Below are 22,728 nucleotides of genomic sequence, written 5' to 3' on the forward strand. Positions count from 1 at the left end.
CGGCTTAATAATGATTTCAGCGACTACCCTTTTTTCTCCCGTCGAAGCCGACCTCAAGGAGCTCAGTGAAAATCTGACGCGGCTAATTAGCGCCCGACATCCGATTTTGGGGGCCGCGGCAGAGCATCTGTTTTCTGCGGGGGGGAAACGAGTTCGACCCGCCATTGTGCTTTTGGCCTCCCGGGCAACCCTAGGCGATCGCCCCTTGACCCAGCGGCACCGTCGCCTGGCAGAAATTACCGAAATGATTCATACGGCGAGCCTTGTCCACGACGATGTGGTCGATGAAGCGGCCCTGCGCCGGAGTGTGCCCACCGTGAATAGCCTTTTTGATAATCGCATCGCGGTTTTGGCCGGAGACTTTCTCTTTGCCCAGTCCTCGTGGTACCTCGCGAATTTAGATAATCTCACCGTGGTGAAATTGCTCTCTGAGGTGATTAAAGACTTTGCCGAAGGGGAAATTCAACAGGGGCTGAACCGCTTCGACACCGGAATGAACCTCGAAATTTACATCGAAAAATCCTATTACAAAACAGCGTCGTTAATTGGAAATAGCGCCAAAGCGGCGGCTGTTCTCAGTGAGGTTGACCCAGAAATTGGCGATCGCCTCTATGACTATGGCCGCAATTTAGGCTTGGCCTTCCAGATTGTCGATGACATCCTCGACTTCACTGGCTCTACCGATGTCCTGGGGAAACCCGCCGGATCTGATTTAATCGGCGGCCACATCACCGCCCCAGCCCTGTTTGCCATGGAAGAGCATCCCAACCTAACCCAACTGATCGAGCGGGAATTTGCCGAAAATGGCGACCCCGAAAAAGCCCTCGAAATTGTGCGCAACAGCAATGGGATCAGTCGCGCTAAAGAACTTGCAGCCCATCACGGTCAATTGGCTTGCCACAGTTTAGAGTGCCTAGATCCGTCTCCCTCCAAAGATGCCCTCACGGATCTCATTGACTACGTTTTGGGCCGGATGTATTAGGCCGCACCCTGAAGTAAAAAAGCAACCTGAAACAAGGCGACATCCAGTTGCAATGATTGACCATGGCACGACAGCGTAAAAAAGCCGATCTCCCGACGAAAATTTGTACCGTTTGCGGACTGCCGTTTACCTGGCGCAAAAAATGGGAAAAATGCTGGGATGACGTGAAATATTGTTCGGAGCGGTGCCGGCGGCGGCGTAACCAAGGGTAATTTTCTCCTAGGATGAAAGGGTACGCTTCCCTCTGTTCAACCATGAGAACGATCGCCAGCATCAACGAAAAGATTCTCGCCCACCAGGCCGTTGTCTGGACGGTGTCGGAAGTGAAAGCACGGGTGGCGGAATGGGGCATCAAAAAAATTGCTGAAACCGTTGATGTGGTGACCACAGGTACCTTTGAGCCGATGGAATCTTCGGGGGCAATGCTCAACCTGGGCCATACGGATCCCCCCATTAAAATTCGCAAATGCTGGCTCAATGGGGTGCCTGCTTATCCTGGCTTGGGGGCGGTGGATATTTACCTAGGGGCAACCATGATGGAAGATCCCCTGGAAAATGAAGCGGCGGAAATTGGCGATCGCCCCCTCTCCCAGAAAGGCGGCGGCCACGTCATTGAAGATCTGATCGCAGGTAAGACTGTCCATCTCCATGCCCTGGGCCATGTGACCGATTGTTATCCGCGCGCTACCTGGGACAATACCCTCACGAAAGATCAAATTAATCAGTTTTATCTATTCAATCCCCGCAATCTTTATCAAAATTTTATTGTGGGCGTTAACGGTGGCGATCGCCCCCTCTATACTTACCTCGGCCCCCTCCAGCCCCATTTGGGAAACGCCGTCTATGCCTGTGCCGGAGCAATTTCTCCTTTGTTAAATGATCCCGATCTAGAGTTAATTGGGGTGGGCAGCAAAATTTTCTTGGGGGGCGGTATTGGTTATGTAGCCTGGGAAGGCACCCAGCATTTTCCCCTCCAGAAACGTCTGGGCAATCGCACCCCCCTGGGGCCAGCCTCCACCTTGGCTTTGATTGGCGACGCAAAACAAATGGATCCCAAGTGGGTACGGGGTTGTTATTTCACCAAGTACGGCCCTTCTTTAATGTTGGGCGTGGGGGTGCCTTTACCGGTTCTCCATGAGGAAGTCATCGCCCACTGTGCCGTCCAAGATAAAGAAATTGTCGCCCCGGTGATGGATTTTTCGATTCCGCGCCGAGTGCGGCCCACCTTTGGTTTGGTGAGCTATGGCCAGCTCAAAACTGGGAAATTAACCATTGAAGGAAAAACCGTAAAAGTTGCTCCGGTCACAAGTCTATATCTCGCGGATCAAGTGGCAGAAACCCTCAAACAATGGATTCAAGCCGGAGATTTTACCCTCACCGAACCCGTGGCAACCATCAGTGGCGATCGCCCCTTTTTATCCCAAGACCAATGGAGCCAGCGTTTGTAATACTGCCGAAAAAAGCCACCATCCTGAAACGGCGGTGACCATCGATAATTTTTTAGAAAACAGAATTTTCCCAGTAAATTTCGTTAGCTCATGGTGGCATGACTAGGGCCATAGTCCGCACGCACTTGACGAGGGAGTTTACCTTGGATCGTGCCTTGATAGTCTCCTTCTGGTGCCATGCCGATTTCTGTGGCAGAACGGTTCAGGAGAGACATCTGACGATTTTTAATGGCGTGGTGATGGCGCATCATTAATGCACGGGCTTGTTGTTGGGTTCTCATGGTTTTGCTCCTGACCGACCGCGAAACACGGGGGATTTGTGTTTTATGCTTTGTCCTTCACCTCATTATATTTTATTTTCTGTAAAATTTGATACAGAAAACATATTTTAATAAGAGCAACTGGTCTTTTTGGCAAAAAAGTTGGGAGAAAGCAACCTTGCTAGCTGGCAGGTTCTTGCGATCCCCTAGGGCAATCAGTATGATCTGGTGAGGCTTTACGCAAACTTTCGCGAGTACATTGGGACTTCATGGGTAATCAAATGGCATCTACTCCCCCGTTAGAGAGCAGTGATCCGATTACGGCAGCCTTGCAGCGGGCCCATCAGGCTTCCCTAGAATTAGAGTTACTCAAAGGTAGTGAACGTCATCTGGGTATTGAGGCGATCGCCACCGCCCTAGAGGCCAATATTTCCGTCATCCTCGAAGCGAATACCAAGGATTTAGAGGCCAGCCGCGAAATGGCCGTGCCGAAGCTGATTCTGGATTGGTTAAAGTTGACCCCCGAACGGCTGCAAAAAACAGTGCGTCTGCTGCGTCAACTGCCAAAACTACCCGATCCGCTGCAACGGGTGAAAAATGCGACCTATCAAATTAGCGGTTACCAGACCTATTCCCAACGGATGCCCCTGGGGGTGATTTGTCTGATCCATGAAGCCTTGCCCGAATTAGGGGCGATCGCCGCTGGACTTTGTTTAAAGACAGCCAATAGCCTCGTAATTCGTGGTTGCGGTGATGCCAGCCATACCAATCACCTGATCGCCGAGATTATGCAAACGGCCCTTGCTGACCAGGGTTTACCCGCAGGCTGTTTAGAATCTCTCTCTTCTGAGGAAGGTTGTACCGTACAACAGCTAGTGGCCCAGGATCGCTACTTGAACCTGATCATTCCCTATGGCCGTCCCAACATGATTCAACAGGTGGTGCAACACGCCACCACCCCTGTCCTGAGAACCACCGTAGGCAATTGCTACCTCTACCTCGCCCCCAGCGGTGATCTGGAATTGGCCAGTTGGGTGATCCAAGACAGCCATAATTACGAACCCGATGCCGTCAATGCCATCGAAAAAGTCCTGGTGTGTCCTGAGCAAAAAACATCCCATTTAATTAGTCTGTTTAAATCCCTCCAAGAACAAGACTTTGAGCTACGGGGGGATGCGTCCCTCGTCGAAGAATTTCCTGAACACCTCGCCCCCATTGGCACTGAAGAAGAATGGCAGCAGGCCTATTTGGAAAAAATTGTGGCGTTTAAACGGGTGCCGGATCTGGCCGCAGCCATCACTGAAATTAATTGCAACTCCGGTGGCCATGCTGATTGTATTGTCACGGAGTCCTACCATGAAAGTCGGCAATTTTCCATGGGACTCGATAGTGCCTTGATCTATATCAATGCCTCCCCTTGTTTTTCGCGTCATCCCTTGGGGAGCGATTCGGTATTTCTTGGGGTCTCGAACCAAAAGGGAAATCGCCGGGGTTTAATTGGCCTCGAAAGTTTTACGACCATTAAACAGGTGGTTCAGGGGGATAGTACCCTCTAGGTTTCAACGCCTCAAAGAACGCTGTCTCGATGGAGATGGCCTTTGTAAGCTTAAAAAGTTAAGGACAAGATTTATGTTTAAAGCGATCGCCCTCAGTTCTGGTATTGCCGTGGCCCTGACCTTTCCGGCGATCGCCCAGTTTCTCCGCCAGAGCGATCGCCTCCAATTGGTCTACCCCCCAAACAATCACCAAACCAGCGCCGCCCAGATTTTCTTGATTGGCTCAGCCCCAGCGGCGGGCACTGTGGCGATCAATGGTGAACCGATTACCCGGAGTGACTTGGGCCATTTTGCCCCCAGTTTGCCCTTGGCGGTGGGTCAAAACCAAATCACCCTGACCTATCGTCAGCCTTCGGGACAGACGGAAACAAAAACCCTCACCGTTGAGCGTTTGGCTAACAATACAATGCCGCCCAACCAACTCGAAGCCCCTTTCCCGGCGGTGGATATTGCCCGGCAAACCGACGAGACAATTTGTTTCCAAGTCCAGGGGCCAGCCCAGGCCCAAGTTAGGGTTGCCCTCGGCGGAAAATCTTTTCCCCTACAACCCCAGACCACGGTGACGCTGCCCAGTAATGCTGCCGTCTTAACCCTAGAAAATGAAGCTCCTGCCGAAGTTTTCACGGGAACCTATGGGGGCTGTCAGCGCTTTACCCAAGGCGGCAACCTCGGCCAAGCCCGTTACCAGATGAATGTCCAGGGGCAAACCAGTACCGCCACCAGCCCTGGTCGCATCGAAATTTTAGACGCCCAAAATACTGAGGCGATCGCCGTCACCAGTCTCGCAGGGGTGGCCCGCACAGGCCCCAGTACCAATTTTTCCCGCCTCACGCCTTTGCCCCAGGGAACCCAGGCCTTGGTTACTGGTAAAGAAGGGGATTGGCTGCGTTTAGACTATGGCGCTTGGATTCGCGCTTCGGAGACCACACCGATCCAGGGTGCAGTGCCGCCGACGACATTGATTCGTAGCCTGCGATCGCAAACCACCGCCACAGAAACAAACGTTATTTTTCCCCTCCAAAGACCTGTACCAGTTACCGTCAGTCAAAATGACGACACCTTTAGTCTGACTCTCCACCAGGCGATCGCCCAAACCGACACAATTTACCTAGACGAAAGTCCAATTATCCGCCGCCTCGACTGGGCGCAGATTGATCCAGAAACGATCCGCTATGATTTTCGCCTCAAAACAGACCAACAATGGGGCCATTCACTGCGTTATGAAGGCAGCAATTTAATTCTGTCCCTCCGGCACCCACCACAACTCCAGGGGAATTCGCTCCGGGGCGCGACCATTTGGCTCGATCCTGGCCATGGGGGGGCTGAATCCGGTGCCTTGGGGCCAACGGGCTACCCTGAAAAAGCAATTAATTTGCTCATTTCCCAAAAAATTCAAAAACAACTGGAAGCCAAGGGCGCGGAAGTGATCCTCAGCCGTACCACGGATCAAGATTTATCCCTAGGCGATCGCCAGGCCGCGATTCGCGACCTCCAGCCCACTTTGGCCCTGTCTGTCCATTACAACGCCCTGCCCGATGCGGGGGACGCAGAAAATACGGCGGGTATCGGGATGTTTTGGTACCATCCCCAGGCCCATGACCTGGCACAGTTTCTCCACGACGACCTAACGACGCAGTTAGGCCGTCCCAGTTATGGTGTCTTTTGGAATAACCTAGCCCTAACCCGGCCCCAGGAAGCTCCGGCGGTCTTGATGGAGTTGGGTTTTATGATTAATCCCACGGAGTTTGAGTGGATTACCGATCCCCAGGCCCAGGAAGAACTCGCCGGGGCGATCGCCAAGGCAATTGAAACCTGGCTGCAAACCAAGGCGATCGCTCAATAATCCCTAGGGAGCCGCCGGGGCAATCACCGCATCCCCTAAACCGACTTCCCGCTTCAGTTGGGCAAAGGCACGATTGTAATCGGTGACTGCCTGGAGATAGTTCCCCCGGGCCGTATTCAGACCCGTTTGGGCAGAGATTACATCGGTTTGGGTGCCGACTCCCGCATTAAAGCGCAGACGAGCCAGGCGTAAACTTTCTTCTGCTAAGGTGACTGCGGCGGCTGCCGTCGTGATGTTTTGTTCGCTGGCTTCAAAGTCATAGTAGGCTGTTTCCACCGCCAGGCGAATTTGGTTTCTTTGGTTAGCAAAACGATTTTCGGCGATCGCCTGATCAACTTTTTCTTGATTTGCCCGGGCGGCCGCTGCACCCCCATCAAAGAAATTCCAACGCATCCGGGCCCCAACCGTTAACCCATCGGCGGGGCCAAGGCTATCATCAAACACTTCCAAGACATCATAATTCGCAAAAACGCTGACCAAAGGTCGAACGGCAGCCAATGCAATCCGTTCCTGGTAACCATCAACTTCCCGCTGGAGGAGCTGCTGGCGCAATTCTTGGCGGTTTTGCAGTGCCAGGACAATGGTTTCTTCTAGAGAAATTTCCCATCTTCCAGCGAGGTTAATCTCATCGGCGGTGCGGGGATCGATGGTCGGTTCCAAACTCAGGAGTTGAGCCAGTTGACGCCGGGCGGTTCTTTGGGTGGCTTCAGCCCTGGTGAGCCGCTGTTGGGCGCTGGCGAGTTCGACCTCGGCCCGCAACACATCAAATTTTGTGCCCAAGCCTGCCTGTTCTAGTAGGGTGGCATCCCGTAAACTCTGGGTGGCATCAAACACCGAACTTTGCTCGATAACCACCTGGGCGTCGGCACTCTGGAGGTTGTAATAGTTCACCGCAGCGGCTAGACGAGTTTCTTCGGTGAGGCGCTCGATGTCTAGTTCGGCAATTTGCAATTGGGTCTGGGCCGCTTCAATTTGGGCAGAGCGACGCCCCCCGGTATAGATGTCATAGCTGACTTCGAGACGGCCATTGATCGCTGTGGTCGCGTTGTTGTCCCTGCCTAGGTTCCGAGCCTGGAGTTCTCCGTTGGCGCTGTCGGTGCGGGTAATGTCGAATTGGTTGCTGAGGTTTGGGTATTCGGCGGCGATCGCCTCTTGCACAAATTCCTCTGATCGGTCGTAGTTCAGACGGGCTTCCTGGAGCGTTTCATTACGCTCTAGGGCCAGACGAATTGTTTCTTCTAGGGTCAGGTCAACAACATTGTCAGCCGTTACCGCTGTGGCCTCCTGGGGGACTGTCACTGCCGGATTCTCAATGGGTTCTAGAAGCTGATTTAGATCTTCATTAATCACCCGATCCGGCGGTAAGGGTTGCACAAGGGGAATTGTCCGGTTTGTCTCTGCGGTGGGCAGCGTTACATCGACTCCCGTTGTTGAGGGGGTTTCTGTGGCATCTCCCTGGGCGAGGAGGGGCGCAGGGGCCTGGATGGTGCCGAGGTGAGCAGTCGGCGTTAAATCGAGATCTGCGGCAGGTAGGGGCAGAGCCGCCAGGGTTGTGGGCTGGCTGAGACCACCGAGGCTGGGTAAAAAGGCTGCTGTATCGAGGAGATCAACGCCAGGAGTGGCCAATGGTGGCAATGGCGCCTGGGGGGCCTGACCGACGGGAGGCTCTGGCGTAGCGATTTGCGGCGGGGTTGTTTGGGCGATCGCCACCCCACCACCAGAGAGGACCACGAGGCCACTGGTACTGAAAGTAAGAAAATCTCGAAAAGCGAACATTAGCTTCTAAGGGTCCAGCTGAAAATAGTTTAAAAATTGCCCACTAGCGAGCTTGGCAACGGGAAAAATTGCGCGGCCTAGGAGCTAATGACTTAGTTTAAGTCAAAAAACTTTAAACTACTACTTGTCACTAAATCCTCCGGCAAAAACCAATTGATCTAACCAGAAGAACTGAAACAAACCATTGGAATGCCTGCAATTTTTCTGTAATTGAATGTCATTGGCCGTGGCTAAGCGTTAGCTGCGCATCCCGCAAGCTTTTATGTCGTCACCAAATAAAGCACTTAAATTGGGCGATTTTTACCCCTTTATTTTTTTGACGACCAACAGCATCAATAATAGTGATGCAACTTACTAAAGCCTCATAATCTCAAAGCAAAACCTAGTGAGTTTCGGGGCGATCGCCAATTTCGGTGATTTCTCGACCACCAAAAATTGCCTCTGGATGGCGATACCATTTGAATTCCAATAGATTAAAAAACGGATCTTCGAGGAAAAAAGTACGATGTTCCGTTAATTTTCCCGGAAACCGGAGGCGGGGGCGATCGCGGAAGGGGAGTTGATAGTTTTCTGCCCGATTTAAGACCTGTTGCCAATCCTGTTCATCGAGAAAATTTAGACCAAAATGGCGCGGATAAACGCTCTTTTGGGGGCGGAGGGGTTCCTTGGTGACATGGGCCACCAGTTGATGACCAAAGAAGTTAAAAATCACCGCCCCGCTATTTTCTCGTCCCACCGTGCAACCGAGGGCATCGGCATAGAATTTTTTGGCGACAACTGGGTCAGTAATCGGAATTGCAAGGTGAAACAGGAGGCGATCGCCCATGGCAATTTTTTCTCATAACGAAGATCATTTCCCCATTGTAGAGGGATTTTTCTAAGCACTTTTTCGGCCCTAACGTAGGACTTTAGTCGGCAGCTCTTCTTCTACAACCACCGGGCGGGGACGCTTGGTGCGGGGGGTACCCAGTTCATGGAGCAGGGTATAAAAACAGGGAATAATAAAGAGGGTCAACACCGTTGCCAAAGAAAGGCCAGAGAAGACCACAACCCCCAAGGGCTGGAGAAATTCTGATCCTTCGCCAATGCCCAGAGCCAGGGGAAATAAGCCCAAGACCGTCGTAATCGTTGTCATGAGGATCGGCCGGAGACGCTGGGGGGCCGCCTCCAAAATCGCTGCCCGGTAACTCAGGCGATCGCGTTCTCGAATTTGGTTCGCCAATTCCACCATGATGATCGCGTTGTTAACGACAATCCCCACCAATAGCACCGCCCCAACAATCACCGTCGCCCCAATCGCTGTCTGGGTAACGAATAGACCTAAAATGCCGCCCGCCAAAGCTAGGGGCACCGTCAGCATGATTACCAACGGATCGATGAGGGAGTTGTATTGCACCGCCATCACCACAAACACGAGGAAAGCCGCCATCCCCCCAAGGAGTTGGAGGGCCAGTTGAATTTGACGATTAGTTTCTGCTGCCGAACTGGGCAAGAGGCTCACCCCTGCTGGCAACTCAAGACCGGCAATGATTTGATTTACTTCGCTGAGGGCGTCACTCAGGCTGGCCCCTTCAACAAGATTTCCTTCGAGGATCAACACCTGTCGCTGGTTAATGCGTTGGATTTCCCCTGGGGCATCACCGGAGGTAATGGTGGCGAGATCCCCCAGTTGTACCGGTTGTCGGGTGCTGGTAAATAAAGGAATACTTCGTAATTGGGCGGCCCGTTGAATGGTCTGGGGTTCGAGTTGGACACGGATATCCACCAGGCGATCGCCCCGTTGCAGTTGGGTGGGCACAGAGCCATCGAGGGCCGTTTGAATCGTGCTGCCAATCGCTTCAGCAGAAAGACCTAGGGCAGCAGCCCGTTGCCAATCGGGGCGGATTTGTACTTCCGGTTGGGGGGGAGCCGCATCGGGTTCATAGCTAGCGAGGGTTGCCTGGGACTCCAGGGCCGCTAAAACCTGTGCGCCCGCCTGCTCAAGGATGTCTGTATTTGCACCTTGGAGCATCACATCCACATCGGCCCGGGACGGAGAATTACTCAAAATCAAGCCCCGCACACTGCCCGGTCGCATCCGAATTGAGGTGCCAATCGCCGGAATTTGTTCGGCCACGAGCTGATTGATCCGGTCGGTGTAGGCTTGGACATTGCTGCCAGGCTTGAGGGTGACACTACTCGACCCCCGCAGCGCGTTACTGACCGTTGAAGTGCCGAATAAAGCCCCCCCGGAAGTGGTAAAAACATACTCTGTTTCTGGTTGAGCGAGCAGCAACTCTTCTACAGCTTGCATGACTGTGCGGTTTTCTTCGACTGTGGTGCCTGGGGGGAAGGTCGCCCGTAATTCCGCTTGGCCTGTATTGATCCGGGGTAAAATTTCCTGGGGCAATTGGCCCACCATCCACAAACTGCTGCCCCCAAAAATGGCGATCGCCCCGGCAATCACCAATAATTTCCGCCGCAGAATCAGGCCCAAAACGCGACTATAGAGGGTCGTTAAACGATTGATAAAAGCACCAAACCACTGAATCGGCAGCGCCCGCTGGAGGTTACTAGACCAACGTACCGCGAGTAGTCGTGAAGAAAGGGCAGGTACCACCGTCAGAGCAATAATCAGAGAAGCAGCCACCGAGAAACTAATAGTTAGAATCAGTTCGCTAAAAATCAGCGCTAAAAAGCCCCCCACTAATAAAAAGGGCAACACGGAAACCAGGTTTGTCGTCGTCGAGGCAAATAAGGCCGATTCCAACTCCTGACTACTGGCTTCGACGGTGCGCTGCAATTTCCGGCGTGAACCATGCTCGGACTTCACTTTTTCGGCGCCAGCGGTGATATTTTCGAGCATCACAATGGCGTTATCCACCACGACCCCGACCCCCAGGGCTAGGCCCCCCAAACTAAACACGTTGAGGGAGAGATTGAAGGTAAACATCAAAATCAGTGCCGTCAACGTCGCCAGGGGAATAGACAAAACAATAATGAGGGTTTGGCGTACTGAGCCTAGAAACAATAAAACGGCGATCGCCGCGAGGGTTGCCCCGGTCAATCCTGACACCGCCACATTCTGAATTGAACTGCGGATAAACACCGACTCGTCTAAGGTTGCCGTACGATCCATATCCGCAGGGATCAGGCCGGATTGTTGCAGTTCTGCTAACTTTGCTTTCACCCCATCCACCACTTGCACCGTGTTGGCATCGGGTTGTTTCTGGACGCTCACCTTCACCGCTGGTTGGCCATTGAGGGTAACGACTAACCGTTCCTCCACCGTGCCATCCGTAATCTGGGCCACATCCTGGAGGGTGATCGTCTGGGGATTTTCTGGGGTGCCCAGGCGGATCGGTAAGTTACGAATTTCCGTTACGTCATTAAATTGTCCCAACAGGCGGGTGAGGGATTCTTGATCACCACCCCGCAACAAACCACCAGAAGCATCTTGGTTCCGTTCCCCCAGGGCGTTGAGTACCGTGGGGACATCTAAACCCAGGGCTTGGAGGCGTTCTAAATCGAGGTTAACTTGGATTTCTTCTTCAACCCCACCGGAAATATCCACATTGGCGACCCCCGGCACCCGGATTAATTCTCGCGCCAGGTCATTATCAGCGAAAATTCGTAGATCCACTGGCGCCAGGGTACTGGAGGTTAAGGCCATCTCGTAGACAGGCAACTGGGACGGATCAAACTTAAATACCCTAGGCTGACTGATGTTGTCGGGGAGGGAATTGCGCGCCCGGTTGAGGGTTGCTGTTGTGTCGTTCAGGGCTTGATCGACATCGGCGCCAGGCTGAAAAAAGAGATCGATACTGATCCGGCCTTCCCTGGTCTGGGAAAAAATTTGAGTCACCCCTTCCGTGGCGGCGAGGGCTTCTTCGAGGGGTCTAGTAATTTCGTTAACGGCTACTGCGGGGACAACCCCAGGGGCATCAGCCCGTACACCAATGCGCGGATAGGTAATGGAAGGGAGTAAATCCACGGGCATCCTGAAGATGGCATAAAATCCCATCACCACGACGGCGATCGCCAACATCAGGGTGCCGATATGACGCCGGATGGCGAGGGTCGTCAAGCTTAGATTCGATTTTGCGCTCATGACGGATGCACCGGGAAATTGGACAAGAAGAAGCTACTTTTTAGACATTAGGGAGCAATCTTTGGTTCAAAATTTGTCAATTTAGCCAAAAAATCGCTACCTCCTGCAAATCACCCTAAGATGTTAACTTTTTTAGCAACTGGTTGACTTGTCCTTGTATTTCATCTCTGACATTTCGAAAAATTTCGGGAGGCTGTCCATCGGGATCTTGAATTTGCCAATCTTCAAAGAGGGGCCGTGTCACCCAGGCGGCGGGCAGATTGACCCCGCAACCACAGAGGGAAATCACCGCATCGTAATCTTCTGGGTTAAATTCGGCCAAAGCGTTAGAGGTTTGCGGCGTCAGATCAAGACCCACTTCAGCCATGGTAGCGATCGCCCCTGGATGGACCCGCGAAGCTTCGAGACCAGAACTGTGGACGATCACCTTGTCTGCACCGAGATGTTTCGCCCAACCCTCCGCCATTTGGGAGCGACAGGAATTGCGCCGACAGACGAACATAATTTTTTTCATGGCAGGTTTTGCTTCCCTAAAAATTGCACGAATTAAGACAACGGGGATCGGGGAGCGTCGCTTTTTCCGGCTCCCGGGGAAACCAAAAAGCAGTTCTCTGGCACACCTTCACCAACATCAACATCACTGGCACTTCGATCAAAACTCCTACCACCGTGGCGAGGGCAGCCCCAGAATTTAACCCAAACAGCACCACCGCCGTGGCGATCGCCACCTCAAAATGATTACTCGCCCCAATCAAGGCTGCTGGAGCTGCATCTTCATAGGTAAATCCCAACTTCTGGGCCGCAACATAGGCGATCGCAAAAATGACATTAGTTTGGATCAAGAGCGGGATGGCGATCAGCAGAATGTGGAGGGGTTGATTGATGATCAATTCCCCCTTGAGAGCAAAGAGCAACACCAAAGTTGTTAATAATGCCAGCACTGCCACCGGGGTAAGAAACTGCAAAAACTGGGTTTCAAACCAGGCCCGACCATAGCGACGCAGCAGCCATTGCCGACTCAAGATGCCCGCCGCTAACGGTAAACCCACATAAATCAAAACCGAGTACACAATGGTTTGCCAGGGCACCGTCAGATTATTCGTCGCCAGGAGCCATTTCCCTAAGGGCGCGTAGACAAACAGCATCATCAAAGAATTTACTGCCACCATCACCAAAGTGTGACCCTGGTTACTGTAGGACAGATAGCCCCACATCAGCACCATCGCCGTACAGGGGGCAATTCCCAACAAAATACAGCCCGCGATATAGGAATCCGCCAGGGCAATTTCTGTCCCCCGAATGATCTCCGTGGCACTGAGCAAAGGCCGAAATAAATACCCCAGAAAAAACTGGGCAAAAAAGACCATCGTAAAGGGTTTAATCAACCAATTGATCACCAACGTGAGGGTCACTGGCTTTGGGGTTTGGGCTGCTTTGACGGCTTGGGAAAAGTCAATTTTCACCATGATCGGGTACATCATAAAAAATAGACACACCGCAATCGGCAACGACACATTGTAGAGACTGAGGGCATCGAGGCTTTGGGCGATCGCCGGAAAGAGACGACCGAGCAAAATCCCCGCAACGATACAAAGGGCCACCCAGAGGGTCAGGTATTTCTCAAATATATTGAGCTGTCCCCCTGCCTGCACCGCCTTGGTTTTAACCATGACTAAAAAAATCCTGCTGAGGCTTACAGGACTCAATATATCAAAAAAAATTGATTTATATTCCGGGTTGAGGTTTTAGTCCGCACAGGGACGAGCAGGTAAAATTTCCCCAAAACGCCGATATGCTGCCAAATAAGATTCTAGGGCGATAAATTGGGCCAAATTCAGCCGATAGTAAATCCAGCGGCCTTCTTGTCGGGTCAGTACCAACTCACTCTCTTTAAGAATTTTCAAGTGAAAAGAAAGTTTGGACTGCTTTAAATCCAAGACATCACACAATTCACACACACATAATTCTTGGGCGCGCAACCGTTCCAGAATCTCCAAACGAATGGGATCTCCTAAGGCTTTGAAGCCCTGCAAAATTAAGGTTAGGTCTTGGGTGAGGGACATTAAATCAAAAATAATTGATATTTTATGGTTATTCGGACAGCAAACTTAAGCGGACTGTTTGTCCAGTTTCCAGGGGGCGATCGCCTTGGACAACATATCGTTCCCCGGCACTGAGGCCACTCAAGATGGCGACCATGCCATTATCTTCGGGGCCGACCTGCACCGGACGCGCTTGCACAGTTGTTGTTTCTCCTTGGGTAACGGGCACAAATACCGTCGTCTGGTTGCCATTATTCCCCGTGGTGAGGGCGGATGCGGGAATCATGACAGCCGTGGTGAGGTTGGGATCTGTAAGGCTGACCCGCGCCAGTAATCCCGTGGCAATTTTTCCTGCGGGATTAGGAATGGTCACTTCAATGGGAATTAAACGGGCAGCGGCATCGGCCACAGGAGAAATGCGGGTGACTTCGCCGGGAAAGGTTTCCCCAGGGAAGGCATCGAGGGCCACATTAACCCGTTGACCTTGGGCAAATTGACTCAGATCCCGGTCAGAGATTTGGATTTCAACCTTAATGGCGCTCAGATCGCCAATTTCGACGAGGGTTTGCCCCCCTTGAATCGTATCGCCAGCTTCGGCTTGCTTACTGAGGAGAATGCCACTTTGGGGCGCTGTGATTTGGGTATAGGTGAGGCGTTCTTGGGCCTGGGCGAGGATCGCTTGTTGAGCCGTCACCCGTTGCTTGGTGGCGGCGATCGCCTGTTGGCGGGTAATGACTTGTTCTTGGCTGGCCTTTAGCACCTGGGCGGCGGTGGCTTGCTGGGTTTGGGCGACTTCAGCTTGTTGGGCGGTGATTGCCCCCGCTTCGGCTAACTGCTGGAGACGGCGGGCATCGGCTTCGGCTTGTTTGAGTTCGGCCCGGTTCCGTTCTACCTGGGCTTTGGCTTCGGCAAGAACGGATTCTGCTTCTTTTACTTCAAATTGCCGGGCGGCCAGTTCAGCTTGGGCTTCACTGACATCGGTGCGAGGTAAGTCCTGTTCCACGGCGGCGAGCAGTTGACCTTGGCGGATAAAATCTCCCACATTTGCATTGAGGGTGAGCAATTGTCCCTCGACCCGGGAGCGGACTACCACTTGTTTCAGGGCCATGGTGGTGCCGGTATAGCTGGCGGTGGGGGCTGTTTCTGTCCCAGTGGCGATCGCCACCTTGACTAGGGGCGGTTGGTCTGACTGTTCTAGGCGGCCCGCTGGTTGGGCATTGCTATTTTGTTCGAGGGCGCATCCCGTCGAAACAAAGGCCAGGGTTAGGGATAAACAGGCACCGATGGGGAGATGAAATTGCTGAGCCATAGGAGAGCACCAAGGAGGGGAATAGCAGGCAAAAAACTTAATGTTTCTTAAAGGTTTTGTCGCCGCTGATTCTAACATCTCAATTTTGAGGCTGCCGCTCACCCAGGTCTTTCTCCCATAACTCCGATGGCGATCGCCTACAATAGCTAGAACATAAAAAATCACTACAACATCAAGAGAACGTTATGTCCGTACTGGCGGCGATCGCAGTTTTGGCACTCCTCATCGTGATCCATGAGTTGGGTCACTTCTCAGCAGCCCGACTTCAAAATATCCATGTCAACCGCTTTTCCATTGGCTTTGGGCCGACCCTGCTCAAATACCAAGGCAAAGAAACCGAGTATGCGGTGCGCGCCTTCCCCCTCGGTGGCTATGTGGGCTTCCCCGATGACGACCCAGACAGTGATATTCCCCCAGAAGACCCGAACCTCTTGCGTAATCGTCCCGTCTTTGACCGGGCGATCGTGATCAGTGCCGGGGTCATTGCCAATTTAATTTTTGCCTACTTCCTCCTCGTGGTACAGGCAGGCACCGTGGGTTTTCAAGATATTAACTATCAACCGGGTGTACGCATTCCCCAAGTATTAACCGAAGTAGACTCCCCGGCAGCCGCAGCAGGTATTCAAAGCGAAGATATTGTCCTAGCTGTTAATGGCCAAACCCTCCCCAGTGGCCAAGCCGCCCTTGAGGAATTGCGGGTGCTGATTCAAGAGGCTCCCAACGAAACCCTTAATCTGCAACTCCAACGGGGCGAAGCAACGCTCACTGTAGATGTAACCCCCGATGCGGGGAGTGATGGGCAAGGAAAAATTGGGGTGATGTTAGCTCCCAATGGTGAAATTGTGCGCAACCGTGCCGGTAACCCCATTGCGGCCCTCCAGGCAGGCTCCCGGGAGTTTCAGCGGCTTGCCAGTCTCACAGTGCAAGGCTTTGGTCAACTCATCTTCAATTTCCAAGAAACAGCCCAACAGGTGGCTGGCCCCGTGGCGATCGTGGCGGTGGGAGCCGATTTAGCAAAAGATGATCTGAGTAATCTGTTTCAATTTGGTTCACTCATTAGCATTAACCTGGCGATTATTAACATTTTGCCCTTACCCGCTTTAGATGGCGGCCAACTGGCCTTTCTCCTAGTAGAAGGAATTCGCGGTAAACCTCTGCCGATGCGCCTCCAGGAAAACATTATGCAAACGGGCTTAGTTCTGTTACTTGGCCTTGGGGTTTTTCTCATCGTGCGCGACACCGTCAACCTGGCTTTTTTCCAAAATTTAATCCGTTAATTTCTTTGTTCTGTAGGGGTTAACGCTGGTTAATCCCTCGCAATTGATACAACCATGAGTCAAAAGTTCACCCCCGAAAAAATGGCCCGTCTACGGGCGGAAGCCAAAAATCCTTACCGTTCGCTCCGCCAATTTATTTATCTATGCTTTGGGTTGTCTGGGGGCGTTGGGGGGATGATTTTTCTGTTGCAAATTGCCGCTGGGCGAGATTTAGACCAAGCGATTCCGAATCTGGCGGTGCAGGCTGGGGTTGTGGGGTTAATGATTTTTCTCTGGCGCTGGGAAAACAAAAATAAACTCGCCAGTCAAGAGAAAGAATAAGCTGGATCTCACCAATTGGCCCGTTGATGTTGAATGAATAAACTGATGCTGCCCCCTTGGTTACAACCGGGGGATTTATTGAAAGTGATTGCCCCTAGTGGCCGCTTGCTAGAGCAGGATGCCTTTTGGGCTGGGGTAAATATTTGGCGATCGCAAGGATATCGGGTAGAACTCACAGCGGGTTGGGATGCGCGCTGGGGCTATTTAGCGGGCAACGATCAGGGGCGACGGGATGCCTTGGCAGAAGCTTGGTTTGACCCAGATTGCAAAGGCATTCTCTGTGCGCGAGGCGGTTATGGCGGGATGCGCCTCCTAGAAGATTGGGACTGGAAAATCGACCAAGTGACTCCCAAATGGCTGATCGGCTTTTCGGACATCACCAGTCTATTGTGGAGTTTAGGCATGGTGGGCATTGCCAGTATCCACGGCCCCGTTTTAACTACTTTTGCGGCAGAACCCGATTGGTCTAGGCAAAGATTATTTGATTTCTTGGCGGGAAAACCCCTTGAAGCGCTCCAAGGAAAGGGTTGGGGCAATGGCAAAGCTGAAGGAATTTTATTGCCCGCAAATTTGACGGTGGCAACCCACATTCTCAAAACACCATTACAGCCGAATTTTAAGAATATAATTTTGGCCCTCGAAGATGTGACAGAAGCGCCTTACCGCATTGATCGCCTGTTAACCCAATGGCGACTGTTGGGGGCTTTTGAGAAAATCAAAGGCATTGCCCTCGGTCGTTTTAGCCAATGTGATGAGTTGGGTTCAGCGGACAGTTTTAGCGTTATGGAAGTCTTAGGTGATCGCCTCCAGGATTTAAACATTCCGATCGTCGCCGAGTTGCCCTTTGGTCATGATGGTACTAATGCCGCTCTACCCGTGGGGGTTCCGGTAATTTTAGATGGCGATCACGGTTTACTCTCTTTCCCGGAGAAGCCGACCCCCCATTAGCACCGCTTCGGCAATGGGGTAAACTGGATCCCTGTGCATTGTAAGGAAAGCATTAGTAGGAAAGCCGTGCGAAAGATCATTATTGCGGGTAATTGGAAAATGTATAAGACTCAAGCCGAGTCTTTAGACTTTCTCAAAGCATTACTGCCCAAAATCGCCGATGACCATGAAGAACGAGAAGTGGTACTCTGTACGCCCTTTACCGATTTAGGCTTAATGTCCAAGAGTCTCCACGGAACGCGGGTACGTCTAGGAGCACAAAATATCCACTGGGCTGACGAAGGTGCCTTTACTGGGGAAATCTCCGGGTCAATGCTGACGGAAATGGGCGTCCGTTATGTCATTGTGGGCCATAGCGAAAGACGGCAATATTTTGGTGAAACCGATGAAACCGTAAATCAACGCCTTAAAGCGGCCCAACGCCACGGTCTAACCCCGATTCTCTGTGTTGGTGAAAGCAAAGCCCAACGGGATGCTGGCGAAACGGAAGCGGTGATTTTTGCCCAGTTGGAGCAAGATTTAGTCGATATTGATCAAAATAACTTGGTTGTTGCCTACGAACCCATTTGGGCCATTGGCACAGGTGACACCTGTGATGCCACCGAAGCAAACCGAGTCATTGGTCTGATCCGCGAAAAACTCACCAATAAAAATATCACCATTCAATATGGTGGTTCCGTTAAACCGAATAACGTTGATGAGATTATGGCCCAGCCCGAAATTGATGGAGCCTTGGTAGGTGGTGCGAGCCTAGAGGCAGAGAGTTTTGCCCGCTTGGTGAACTATGTGTAAGTTCTAATCAATTTTTCATTGGGTGGGGGTTTACCATGGTAAACCCCTACGTTTTAATCATCTTTTCATTTCCACATTGCCAAACTTTTTATAAAAACTTTTTTGATAGATGCCTACTCTCACGACATCGCGCACGACCTTTCCCCTAACAGCGGTGGTTGGTCAAGATGTAATCAAAACTGCTCTCCTGCTGGGGGCCGTTGATCCTGCCCTTGGTGGGGTGGCGATCGCCGGGAAACGGGGCACCGCAAAATCCGTGATGGCCCGGGGAATCCATTCTCTTTTGCCCCCCATCGAAGTTATTAAGGACAATCCCTTTAACTGTGATGTGCAGAACCGCAGTGATTGGGACGATCTCACCGCAGCGACCTATGGTGAAACGGCCAGCGAAAACATTCCCACAGAAGTGATTGCCGCGCCTTTTGTGCAAATTCCCCTGGGCGTTACCGAAGATCGTCTCTTGGGTTCTGTGGATGTCGAAGCTTCCGTGCGCCAGGGAGAACCTGTTTTCCAACCTGGTCTATTGGCCCAAGCCCATCGGGGTGTGTTGTACATCGATGAAATCAACCTCCTTGATGACCAAATTGCTAACCAACTCCTGACGGTCTTAACCGAAGGACGCAACCAAATCGAACGGGAAGGTATTAGTTTTTCGCACCCCTGTCGGCCCCTCCTCATTGCCACCTATAACCCCGAAGAAGGAAATCTGCGGGAACACCTCCGCGATCGCATCGCCATTACCCTGTCCGCCGATCGCCCCCTCAGCCTCGAAGAACGGGTCGCAGCAGTGGATCAAGTCGTGCAATATGCCACGGCTCCCAAGGATTTTCTTCAAAGCTATGAAGAAGACCTTGATGCCCTCCGCACCCAAATTATCCTGGCCCGGGAATGGCTCAAGGAAGTCAAAATCAGCAAAGATCAAGTGGCTTACCTCGTGAGCGAAGCAGTGCGTGGTAGTGTCGAAGGTCACCGGGCCGAACTGTTTGCCGTGCGCGTTGCCATGGCTGCCGCTGCCCTTGATGGCCGGAATGTAGTAATTGCCGATGATCTCCGCACAGCAGTTGAACTGGTGATTTTGCCCAGGGCCACGACAATCCCCACCCCAGAGGATGAGGATATGCAGCCACCTTCACCGCCGCCACCCCCTCAATCCCAAGACGATCAACAGGACGAGGAGGATCAATCCCAGGACGAAGATCAAGAGGATCAAGACGACGACGATCAAAACGAAGACCAAGAGGAACAGCCGGAACAGGAGCCGACGATTCCCGAAGAATTTGTGTTTGACCCAGAAGGAGTTGTGCTTGACCCAGGGATTCTCGCCTTTGCCCAAATGATGCAAAACAAAGGCAACTCCGGGAAACGGGGCTTAATTTTCTCCGATGACCGGGGCCGTTACATTAAGCCGATGTTACCGAGGGGGAAAGTGCGACGCATTGCAGTGGATGCGACCCTGCGGGCGGCGGCTCCCTACCAAAAGGCGCGACGACTGCGACACCCTGAGCGAAAAGTGATCGTCGAGCAAAGTGATCTGCGCTCTAAACGGATGGCCCGTAAAGCAGGGGCTTTGATGATTTTCCTTGTTGATGCCTCTGGATCTATGGCCCTGAACCGAATGCAGGCAGCAAAAGGGGCGGTGATGCGTCTGCTGACAGAAGCCTATGAAAACCGTGACCAAATTGCGTTGATCCCGTTCCGGGGTGAAATGGCGGAGGTGCTCTTACCCCCTACCCGTTCGATTACTTTGGCGCGCAATAGATTGGAAACGTTGCCCTGTGGTGGTGGTTCACCGCTGTCCCATGGGTTAACCCAAGCTGTGCATATCGGTGTGAATGCGCAAATGTCCGGTGATGTGGGTGAAGTGGTCATTGTTGCGATTACTGATGGTCGGGGCAATATTCCCCTCTCTCGTTCCCTTGGCGAAAAACCAGAGGAAGGGGAGGAAAAACCTGATATCAAAGAGGAACTTCTAGATATTGCCGGTAAAATCCGTGCTTCTGGGATGAAACTGCTGATTATTGACACAGAGAAGAAGTTTATTTCCTCTGGCTTCGGTAAAGAATTAGCGGCTAAAGCGGGGGGTAAATATTATCGTCTGCCCAAGGCCACGGATCAGGCGATCGCCGCCATGGCCAAAGGAGCAATGGCCGAAATTTAGGCGATTTTAAATCCATAAAAGCTTCAGGGGCGATTGTCTACAAAGGCGATCGCCTTTATTTTTCCTTCTGGGGGCAAGGCTACAATAAAACCATCTGGCTCACGGGAAAACATACCATGGCAACCACTCTCTTGATTCAAAGCAATCTGGCTCCTCTTGAGGTTTCTTTTCCGGCGATCACCAAAATGGGAAAAGATGAATTTTACGCCTTTTGCCGCGCTAACCCTGAATTACGCATCGAACAAACTGCCACAGGAGAAGTCATCATTATGTCCCCTGCCACTTCGGATACTGGCAATCGAAATTTTAACCTGGCAATTCAGTTAGGGATCTGGACAGAAAAAGATGGTACAGGATTAGGCTTTGATTCGAGTGCCGGTTTTACGTTGCCTAATGGCGCGACCCGCTCCCCCGATGCGTCTTGGATGCGCCGTGAAAAGTGGGACAGCCTAAGCGATGAGGAAAAAAATTCCTTTGCGCCGATTTGTCCCGATTTTGTGATTGAGTTGCGTTCCAAAAGTGATTCCCTCAAAACGCTACAAGCAAAAATGGTGGAATATCTGGAAAATGGTGTGTCTTTGGCTTGGCTCATTGATCGCCAAAACCGCACCGTCCACATTTATCGACCCCAGCAATCGCCCCAAATCCTTGAAAATCCGGAAACAGTCAGTGCCGATCCTGAACTGCCAGGATTTACGTTATCCCTCGCAAAAATTTGGTGATTTTCAGGCGATCGCCTTTTAGTTCAAGAATTTTTGGTGACGAAACCCCGTAGGCTATACTAAAAAGCTGTGCCAAACGCCATCCAAGATTACTTGCCTTCACCATGACTGTTAACGCCGAAGAACGGGCTAAACTTGACAACGAATTATCTAATCGGTTTATTGACCTCGATCCCGACGGTTATTTTATTATCTACATAGACCGTGAACAGGGTTTAATTTGCGCGAAACATTACACCAATACGATTAACGACAAAGGTTTAGCCACAGATCCAGAAACCGGAGAAGTCCTCGCCTGCAAAGGTAGTTTAGAACGGACTCATGTCACTGTTTACGCTGGCCGCACCGCAAAAGAATTAGGCATTGAAATCACCGAAAAAGCCGATCCTTGTCCCATTTCCAAGTTAGATCATGCCCTATATCTCGGACGGGAATTTGTCAAAGCAGAAATCGCCCTTCTTTCCGGCACAGAATACATTCAAGATTAACAAAAAGCATGGCTAAGTTTTTAACTACATCTGGCACTTCTTATCACATTGAACAAATCATTATTGGTGCTAAAACAAATATCATCCCCTATTTGTTCCTTTTAAGAATTTTATTAGAAAGGTTACAGGATGCAGAGCGCAGAAATATTAAGATTGTTGTTGTTTATAGTCAAAATAAACTTAGACAAGCAGAAATTGAAGTAGTGAAAAATTTTAAGAACCTGGAAATTTTTTATTCTCCAAATCTTCATGCAAAATGCTACTTTAATAAACAAGAAATGATTATCACTTCAATGAATATGTATGAATTTTCAGAGAAGAATAATCGCGAAATGGGAATCTTAATTAATCGACAAGTAGACAATCAAATATATGTCGATACTTGTCGAGAAGTAAAATCAATTCTTGCCGCTGCTCAACGTTGTGACGCGACGGGTGAGCCTTTAGAATCTCCGCCCCATAAACAAAATACTGTATCTCAAGATAATCAAGTAACAGAAACAAAAGCCTTTTGTATTCGTTGTCGCGGCGATATCCCCTTAAATACTCACCGTCCCTTGTGTTCTAAATGCTATGTTGCTTGGGTGAAATTCAAAAATCGTAAACATCCAGAAAAATATTGTCACCAATGTGGCCTGGAAGTGAAGACATCACTTGTTAAGCCCATTTGTAAAACTTGCTTTGCAGCAAATAAAGCATAAAAAAAATTTTATATC

General features: G+C 51.3%; 21 protein-coding genes. 13 read left to right on the forward strand and 8 right to left on the reverse strand.

Going from position 1 to position 22,728, the window contains the following annotated elements; genetic code table 11:
- Positions 1 to 10: 10 nt before the first annotated feature.
- From sds to AWQ24_RS03020, 3 genes are all read left to right on the forward strand, one after another.
- On the forward strand, positions 11 to 982 hold the full coding sequence (sds, locus tag AWQ24_RS03015) for a solanesyl diphosphate synthase (protein WP_065715969.1): 972 nt from the start codon (positions 11 to 13) through the stop codon (positions 980 to 982).
- 62 nt (positions 983 to 1,044) lie between these two features.
- Complete coding sequence (locus AWQ24_RS15855) at positions 1,045 to 1,194, forward strand: DUF2256 domain-containing protein (RefSeq protein ID WP_071932263.1); 150 nt, start codon at positions 1,045 to 1,047, stop codon at positions 1,192 to 1,194.
- A 42-nt stretch (positions 1,195 to 1,236) separates the two neighbouring features.
- Positions 1,237 to 2,430 (forward strand): homocysteine biosynthesis protein, encoded by a 1,194-nt coding sequence (locus AWQ24_RS03020; protein WP_012306212.1) that lies wholly within the window; start codon positions 1,237 to 1,239, stop codon positions 2,428 to 2,430.
- An 83-nt stretch (positions 2,431 to 2,513) separates the two neighbouring features.
- On the opposite strand, the gene AWQ24_RS03025 is transcribed toward AWQ24_RS03020, so the two are convergent.
- Positions 2,514 to 2,711, reverse strand: coding sequence for a hypothetical protein (locus tag AWQ24_RS03025; RefSeq protein ID WP_012306213.1), 198 nt, complete (start codon positions 2,709 to 2,711; stop codon positions 2,514 to 2,516).
- A 260-nt stretch (positions 2,712 to 2,971) separates the two neighbouring features.
- Here AWQ24_RS03025 and AWQ24_RS03030 point away from each other — a divergent pair, with 260 nt between their 5' ends.
- On the forward strand, positions 2,972 to 4,246 hold the full coding sequence (locus tag AWQ24_RS03030; RefSeq protein WP_012306214.1) for a glutamate-5-semialdehyde dehydrogenase: 1,275 nt from the start codon (positions 2,972 to 2,974) through the stop codon (positions 4,244 to 4,246).
- Between the two features lie 73 nt (positions 4,247 to 4,319).
- Positions 4,320 to 6,089, forward strand: a complete 1,770-nt coding sequence (locus AWQ24_RS03035; RefSeq protein ID WP_065715970.1) for an N-acetylmuramoyl-L-alanine amidase — start codon at positions 4,320 to 4,322, stop codon at positions 6,087 to 6,089.
- Between the two features lie 3 nt (positions 6,090 to 6,092).
- Here the strand turns inward: AWQ24_RS03035 and AWQ24_RS03040 are convergent, their stop codons facing one another.
- The 7 genes from AWQ24_RS03040 to AWQ24_RS03070 all read right to left on the reverse strand — a co-directional run bounded on the left by AWQ24_RS03040 (position 6,093) and on the right by AWQ24_RS03070 (position 15,306).
- A complete protein-coding gene (locus tag AWQ24_RS03040) occupies positions 6,093 to 7,865 on the reverse strand; it encodes a TolC family protein (protein ID WP_065715971.1) in 1,773 nt (590 codons plus the stop codon).
- 382 nt (positions 7,866 to 8,247) lie between these two features.
- Positions 8,248 to 8,691, reverse strand: coding sequence for a VOC family protein (locus AWQ24_RS03045; RefSeq protein WP_065715972.1), 444 nt, complete (start codon positions 8,689 to 8,691; stop codon positions 8,248 to 8,250).
- A gap of 69 nt (positions 8,692 to 8,760) precedes the next feature.
- Positions 8,761 to 11,955, reverse strand: a complete 3,195-nt coding sequence (locus tag AWQ24_RS03050) for an efflux RND transporter permease subunit (protein WP_065715973.1) — start codon at positions 11,953 to 11,955, stop codon at positions 8,761 to 8,763.
- Positions 11,956 to 12,070: 115 nt separating this feature from the next.
- Complete coding sequence (arsC, locus tag AWQ24_RS03055) at positions 12,071 to 12,469, reverse strand: arsenate reductase, glutathione/glutaredoxin type (protein ID WP_012306219.1); 399 nt, start codon at positions 12,467 to 12,469, stop codon at positions 12,071 to 12,073.
- Between the two features lie 16 nt (positions 12,470 to 12,485).
- A complete protein-coding gene (gene arsB, locus AWQ24_RS03060; protein WP_065715974.1) occupies positions 12,486 to 13,625 on the reverse strand; it encodes an ACR3 family arsenite efflux transporter in 1,140 nt (379 codons plus the stop codon).
- Between the two features lie 75 nt (positions 13,626 to 13,700).
- On the reverse strand, positions 13,701 to 14,018 hold the full coding sequence (locus tag AWQ24_RS03065; protein ID WP_030005849.1) for a helix-turn-helix transcriptional regulator: 318 nt from the start codon (positions 14,016 to 14,018) through the stop codon (positions 13,701 to 13,703).
- A 28-nt stretch (positions 14,019 to 14,046) separates the two neighbouring features.
- Positions 14,047 to 15,306, reverse strand: a complete 1,260-nt coding sequence (locus tag AWQ24_RS03070; protein ID WP_065717285.1) for an efflux RND transporter periplasmic adaptor subunit — start codon at positions 15,304 to 15,306, stop codon at positions 14,047 to 14,049.
- Positions 15,307 to 15,491: 185 nt separating this feature from the next.
- Here AWQ24_RS03070 and rseP point away from each other — a divergent pair, with 185 nt between their 5' ends.
- The 8 genes from rseP to AWQ24_RS03110 all read left to right on the forward strand — a co-directional run bounded on the left by rseP (position 15,492) and on the right by AWQ24_RS03110 (position 22,713).
- Positions 15,492 to 16,583 carry an RIP metalloprotease RseP gene (rseP, locus tag AWQ24_RS03075; RefSeq protein ID WP_062432414.1) on the forward strand — a complete coding sequence of 364 codons (1,092 nt, stop codon included), beginning with the start codon at positions 15,492 to 15,494 and terminating at the stop codon, positions 16,581 to 16,583.
- A 54-nt stretch (positions 16,584 to 16,637) separates the two neighbouring features.
- Positions 16,638 to 16,904 (forward strand): DUF3493 domain-containing protein, encoded by a 267-nt coding sequence (locus AWQ24_RS03080; RefSeq protein ID WP_065710141.1) that lies wholly within the window; start codon positions 16,638 to 16,640, stop codon positions 16,902 to 16,904.
- Positions 16,905 to 16,946: 42 nt separating this feature from the next.
- Positions 16,947 to 17,852 (forward strand): LD-carboxypeptidase, encoded by a 906-nt coding sequence (locus tag AWQ24_RS03085; protein WP_065717286.1) that lies wholly within the window; start codon positions 16,947 to 16,949, stop codon positions 17,850 to 17,852.
- A 66-nt stretch (positions 17,853 to 17,918) separates the two neighbouring features.
- A complete protein-coding gene (gene tpiA, locus AWQ24_RS03090) occupies positions 17,919 to 18,644 on the forward strand; it encodes a triose-phosphate isomerase (RefSeq protein ID WP_065715975.1) in 726 nt (241 codons plus the stop codon).
- A 109-nt stretch (positions 18,645 to 18,753) separates the two neighbouring features.
- The gene (gene bchD / locus AWQ24_RS03095) at positions 18,754 to 20,802 is read left to right on the forward strand and encodes a magnesium chelatase ATPase subunit D (RefSeq protein ID WP_065715976.1); all 2,049 of its coding nucleotides are present in this window, start codon (positions 18,754 to 18,756) and stop codon (positions 20,800 to 20,802) included.
- Positions 20,803 to 20,918: 116 nt separating this feature from the next.
- On the forward strand, positions 20,919 to 21,524 hold the full coding sequence (locus AWQ24_RS03100; RefSeq protein WP_065715977.1) for a Uma2 family endonuclease: 606 nt from the start codon (positions 20,919 to 20,921) through the stop codon (positions 21,522 to 21,524).
- 104 nt (positions 21,525 to 21,628) lie between these two features.
- Entirely contained in the window at positions 21,629 to 22,012 is a 384-nt protein-coding gene (locus tag AWQ24_RS03105; RefSeq protein ID WP_065715978.1) for a DUF4346 domain-containing protein, read from the forward strand.
- An 8-nt stretch (positions 22,013 to 22,020) separates the two neighbouring features.
- Positions 22,021 to 22,713 carry a phospholipase D family protein gene (locus AWQ24_RS03110; RefSeq protein ID WP_065715979.1) on the forward strand — a complete coding sequence of 231 codons (693 nt, stop codon included), beginning with the start codon at positions 22,021 to 22,023 and terminating at the stop codon, positions 22,711 to 22,713.
- Positions 22,714 to 22,728: the final 15 nt, after the last annotated feature.

The organism is Picosynechococcus sp. PCC 8807, assembly GCF_001693295.1.
Taxonomy (GTDB): Bacteria; Cyanobacteriota; Cyanobacteriia; order Cyanobacteriales; family MRBY01; genus MRBY01.

Coding starts and splice junctions, on each gene's coding strand:
- sds (WP_065715969.1), top strand. CDS start 11: ATGATTTCAGCGACTACCCTTTTTTCTCCCGTCGAAGCCGACCTCAAG.
- AWQ24_RS15855 (WP_071932263.1), top strand. CDS start 1,045: ATGGCACGACAGCGTAAAAAAGCCGATCTCCCGACGAAAATTTGTACC.
- AWQ24_RS03020 (WP_012306212.1), top strand. CDS start 1,237: ATGAGAACGATCGCCAGCATCAACGAAAAGATTCTCGCCCACCAGGCC.
- AWQ24_RS03025 (WP_012306213.1), bottom strand. CDS start 2,711: ATGAGAACCCAACAACAAGCCCGTGCATTAATGATGCGCCATCACCAC.
- AWQ24_RS03030 (WP_012306214.1), top strand. CDS start 2,972: ATGGCATCTACTCCCCCGTTAGAGAGCAGTGATCCGATTACGGCAGCC.
- AWQ24_RS03035 (WP_065715970.1), top strand. CDS start 4,320: ATGTTTAAAGCGATCGCCCTCAGTTCTGGTATTGCCGTGGCCCTGACC.
- AWQ24_RS03040 (WP_065715971.1), bottom strand. CDS start 7,865: ATGTTCGCTTTTCGAGATTTTCTTACTTTCAGTACCAGTGGCCTCGTG.
- AWQ24_RS03045 (WP_065715972.1), bottom strand. CDS start 8,691: ATGGGCGATCGCCTCCTGTTTCACCTTGCAATTCCGATTACTGACCCA.
- AWQ24_RS03050 (WP_065715973.1), bottom strand. CDS start 11,955: ATGAGCGCAAAATCGAATCTAAGCTTGACGACCCTCGCCATCCGGCGT.
- arsC (WP_012306219.1), bottom strand. CDS start 12,469: ATGAAAAAAATTATGTTCGTCTGTCGGCGCAATTCCTGTCGCTCCCAA.
- arsB (WP_065715974.1), bottom strand. CDS start 13,625: ATGGTTAAAACCAAGGCGGTGCAGGCAGGGGGACAGCTCAATATATTT.
- AWQ24_RS03065 (WP_030005849.1), bottom strand. CDS start 14,018: ATGTCCCTCACCCAAGACCTAACCTTAATTTTGCAGGGCTTCAAAGCC.
- AWQ24_RS03070 (WP_065717285.1), bottom strand. CDS start 15,306: ATGGCTCAGCAATTTCATCTCCCCATCGGTGCCTGTTTATCCCTAACC.
- rseP (WP_062432414.1), top strand. CDS start 15,492: ATGTCCGTACTGGCGGCGATCGCAGTTTTGGCACTCCTCATCGTGATC.
- AWQ24_RS03080 (WP_065710141.1), top strand. CDS start 16,638: ATGAGTCAAAAGTTCACCCCCGAAAAAATGGCCCGTCTACGGGCGGAA.
- bchD (WP_065715976.1), top strand. CDS start 18,754: ATGCCTACTCTCACGACATCGCGCACGACCTTTCCCCTAACAGCGGTG.
- AWQ24_RS03100 (WP_065715977.1), top strand. CDS start 20,919: ATGGCAACCACTCTCTTGATTCAAAGCAATCTGGCTCCTCTTGAGGTT.
- AWQ24_RS03105 (WP_065715978.1), top strand. CDS start 21,629: ATGACTGTTAACGCCGAAGAACGGGCTAAACTTGACAACGAATTATCT.
- AWQ24_RS03110 (WP_065715979.1), top strand. CDS start 22,021: ATGGCTAAGTTTTTAACTACATCTGGCACTTCTTATCACATTGAACAA.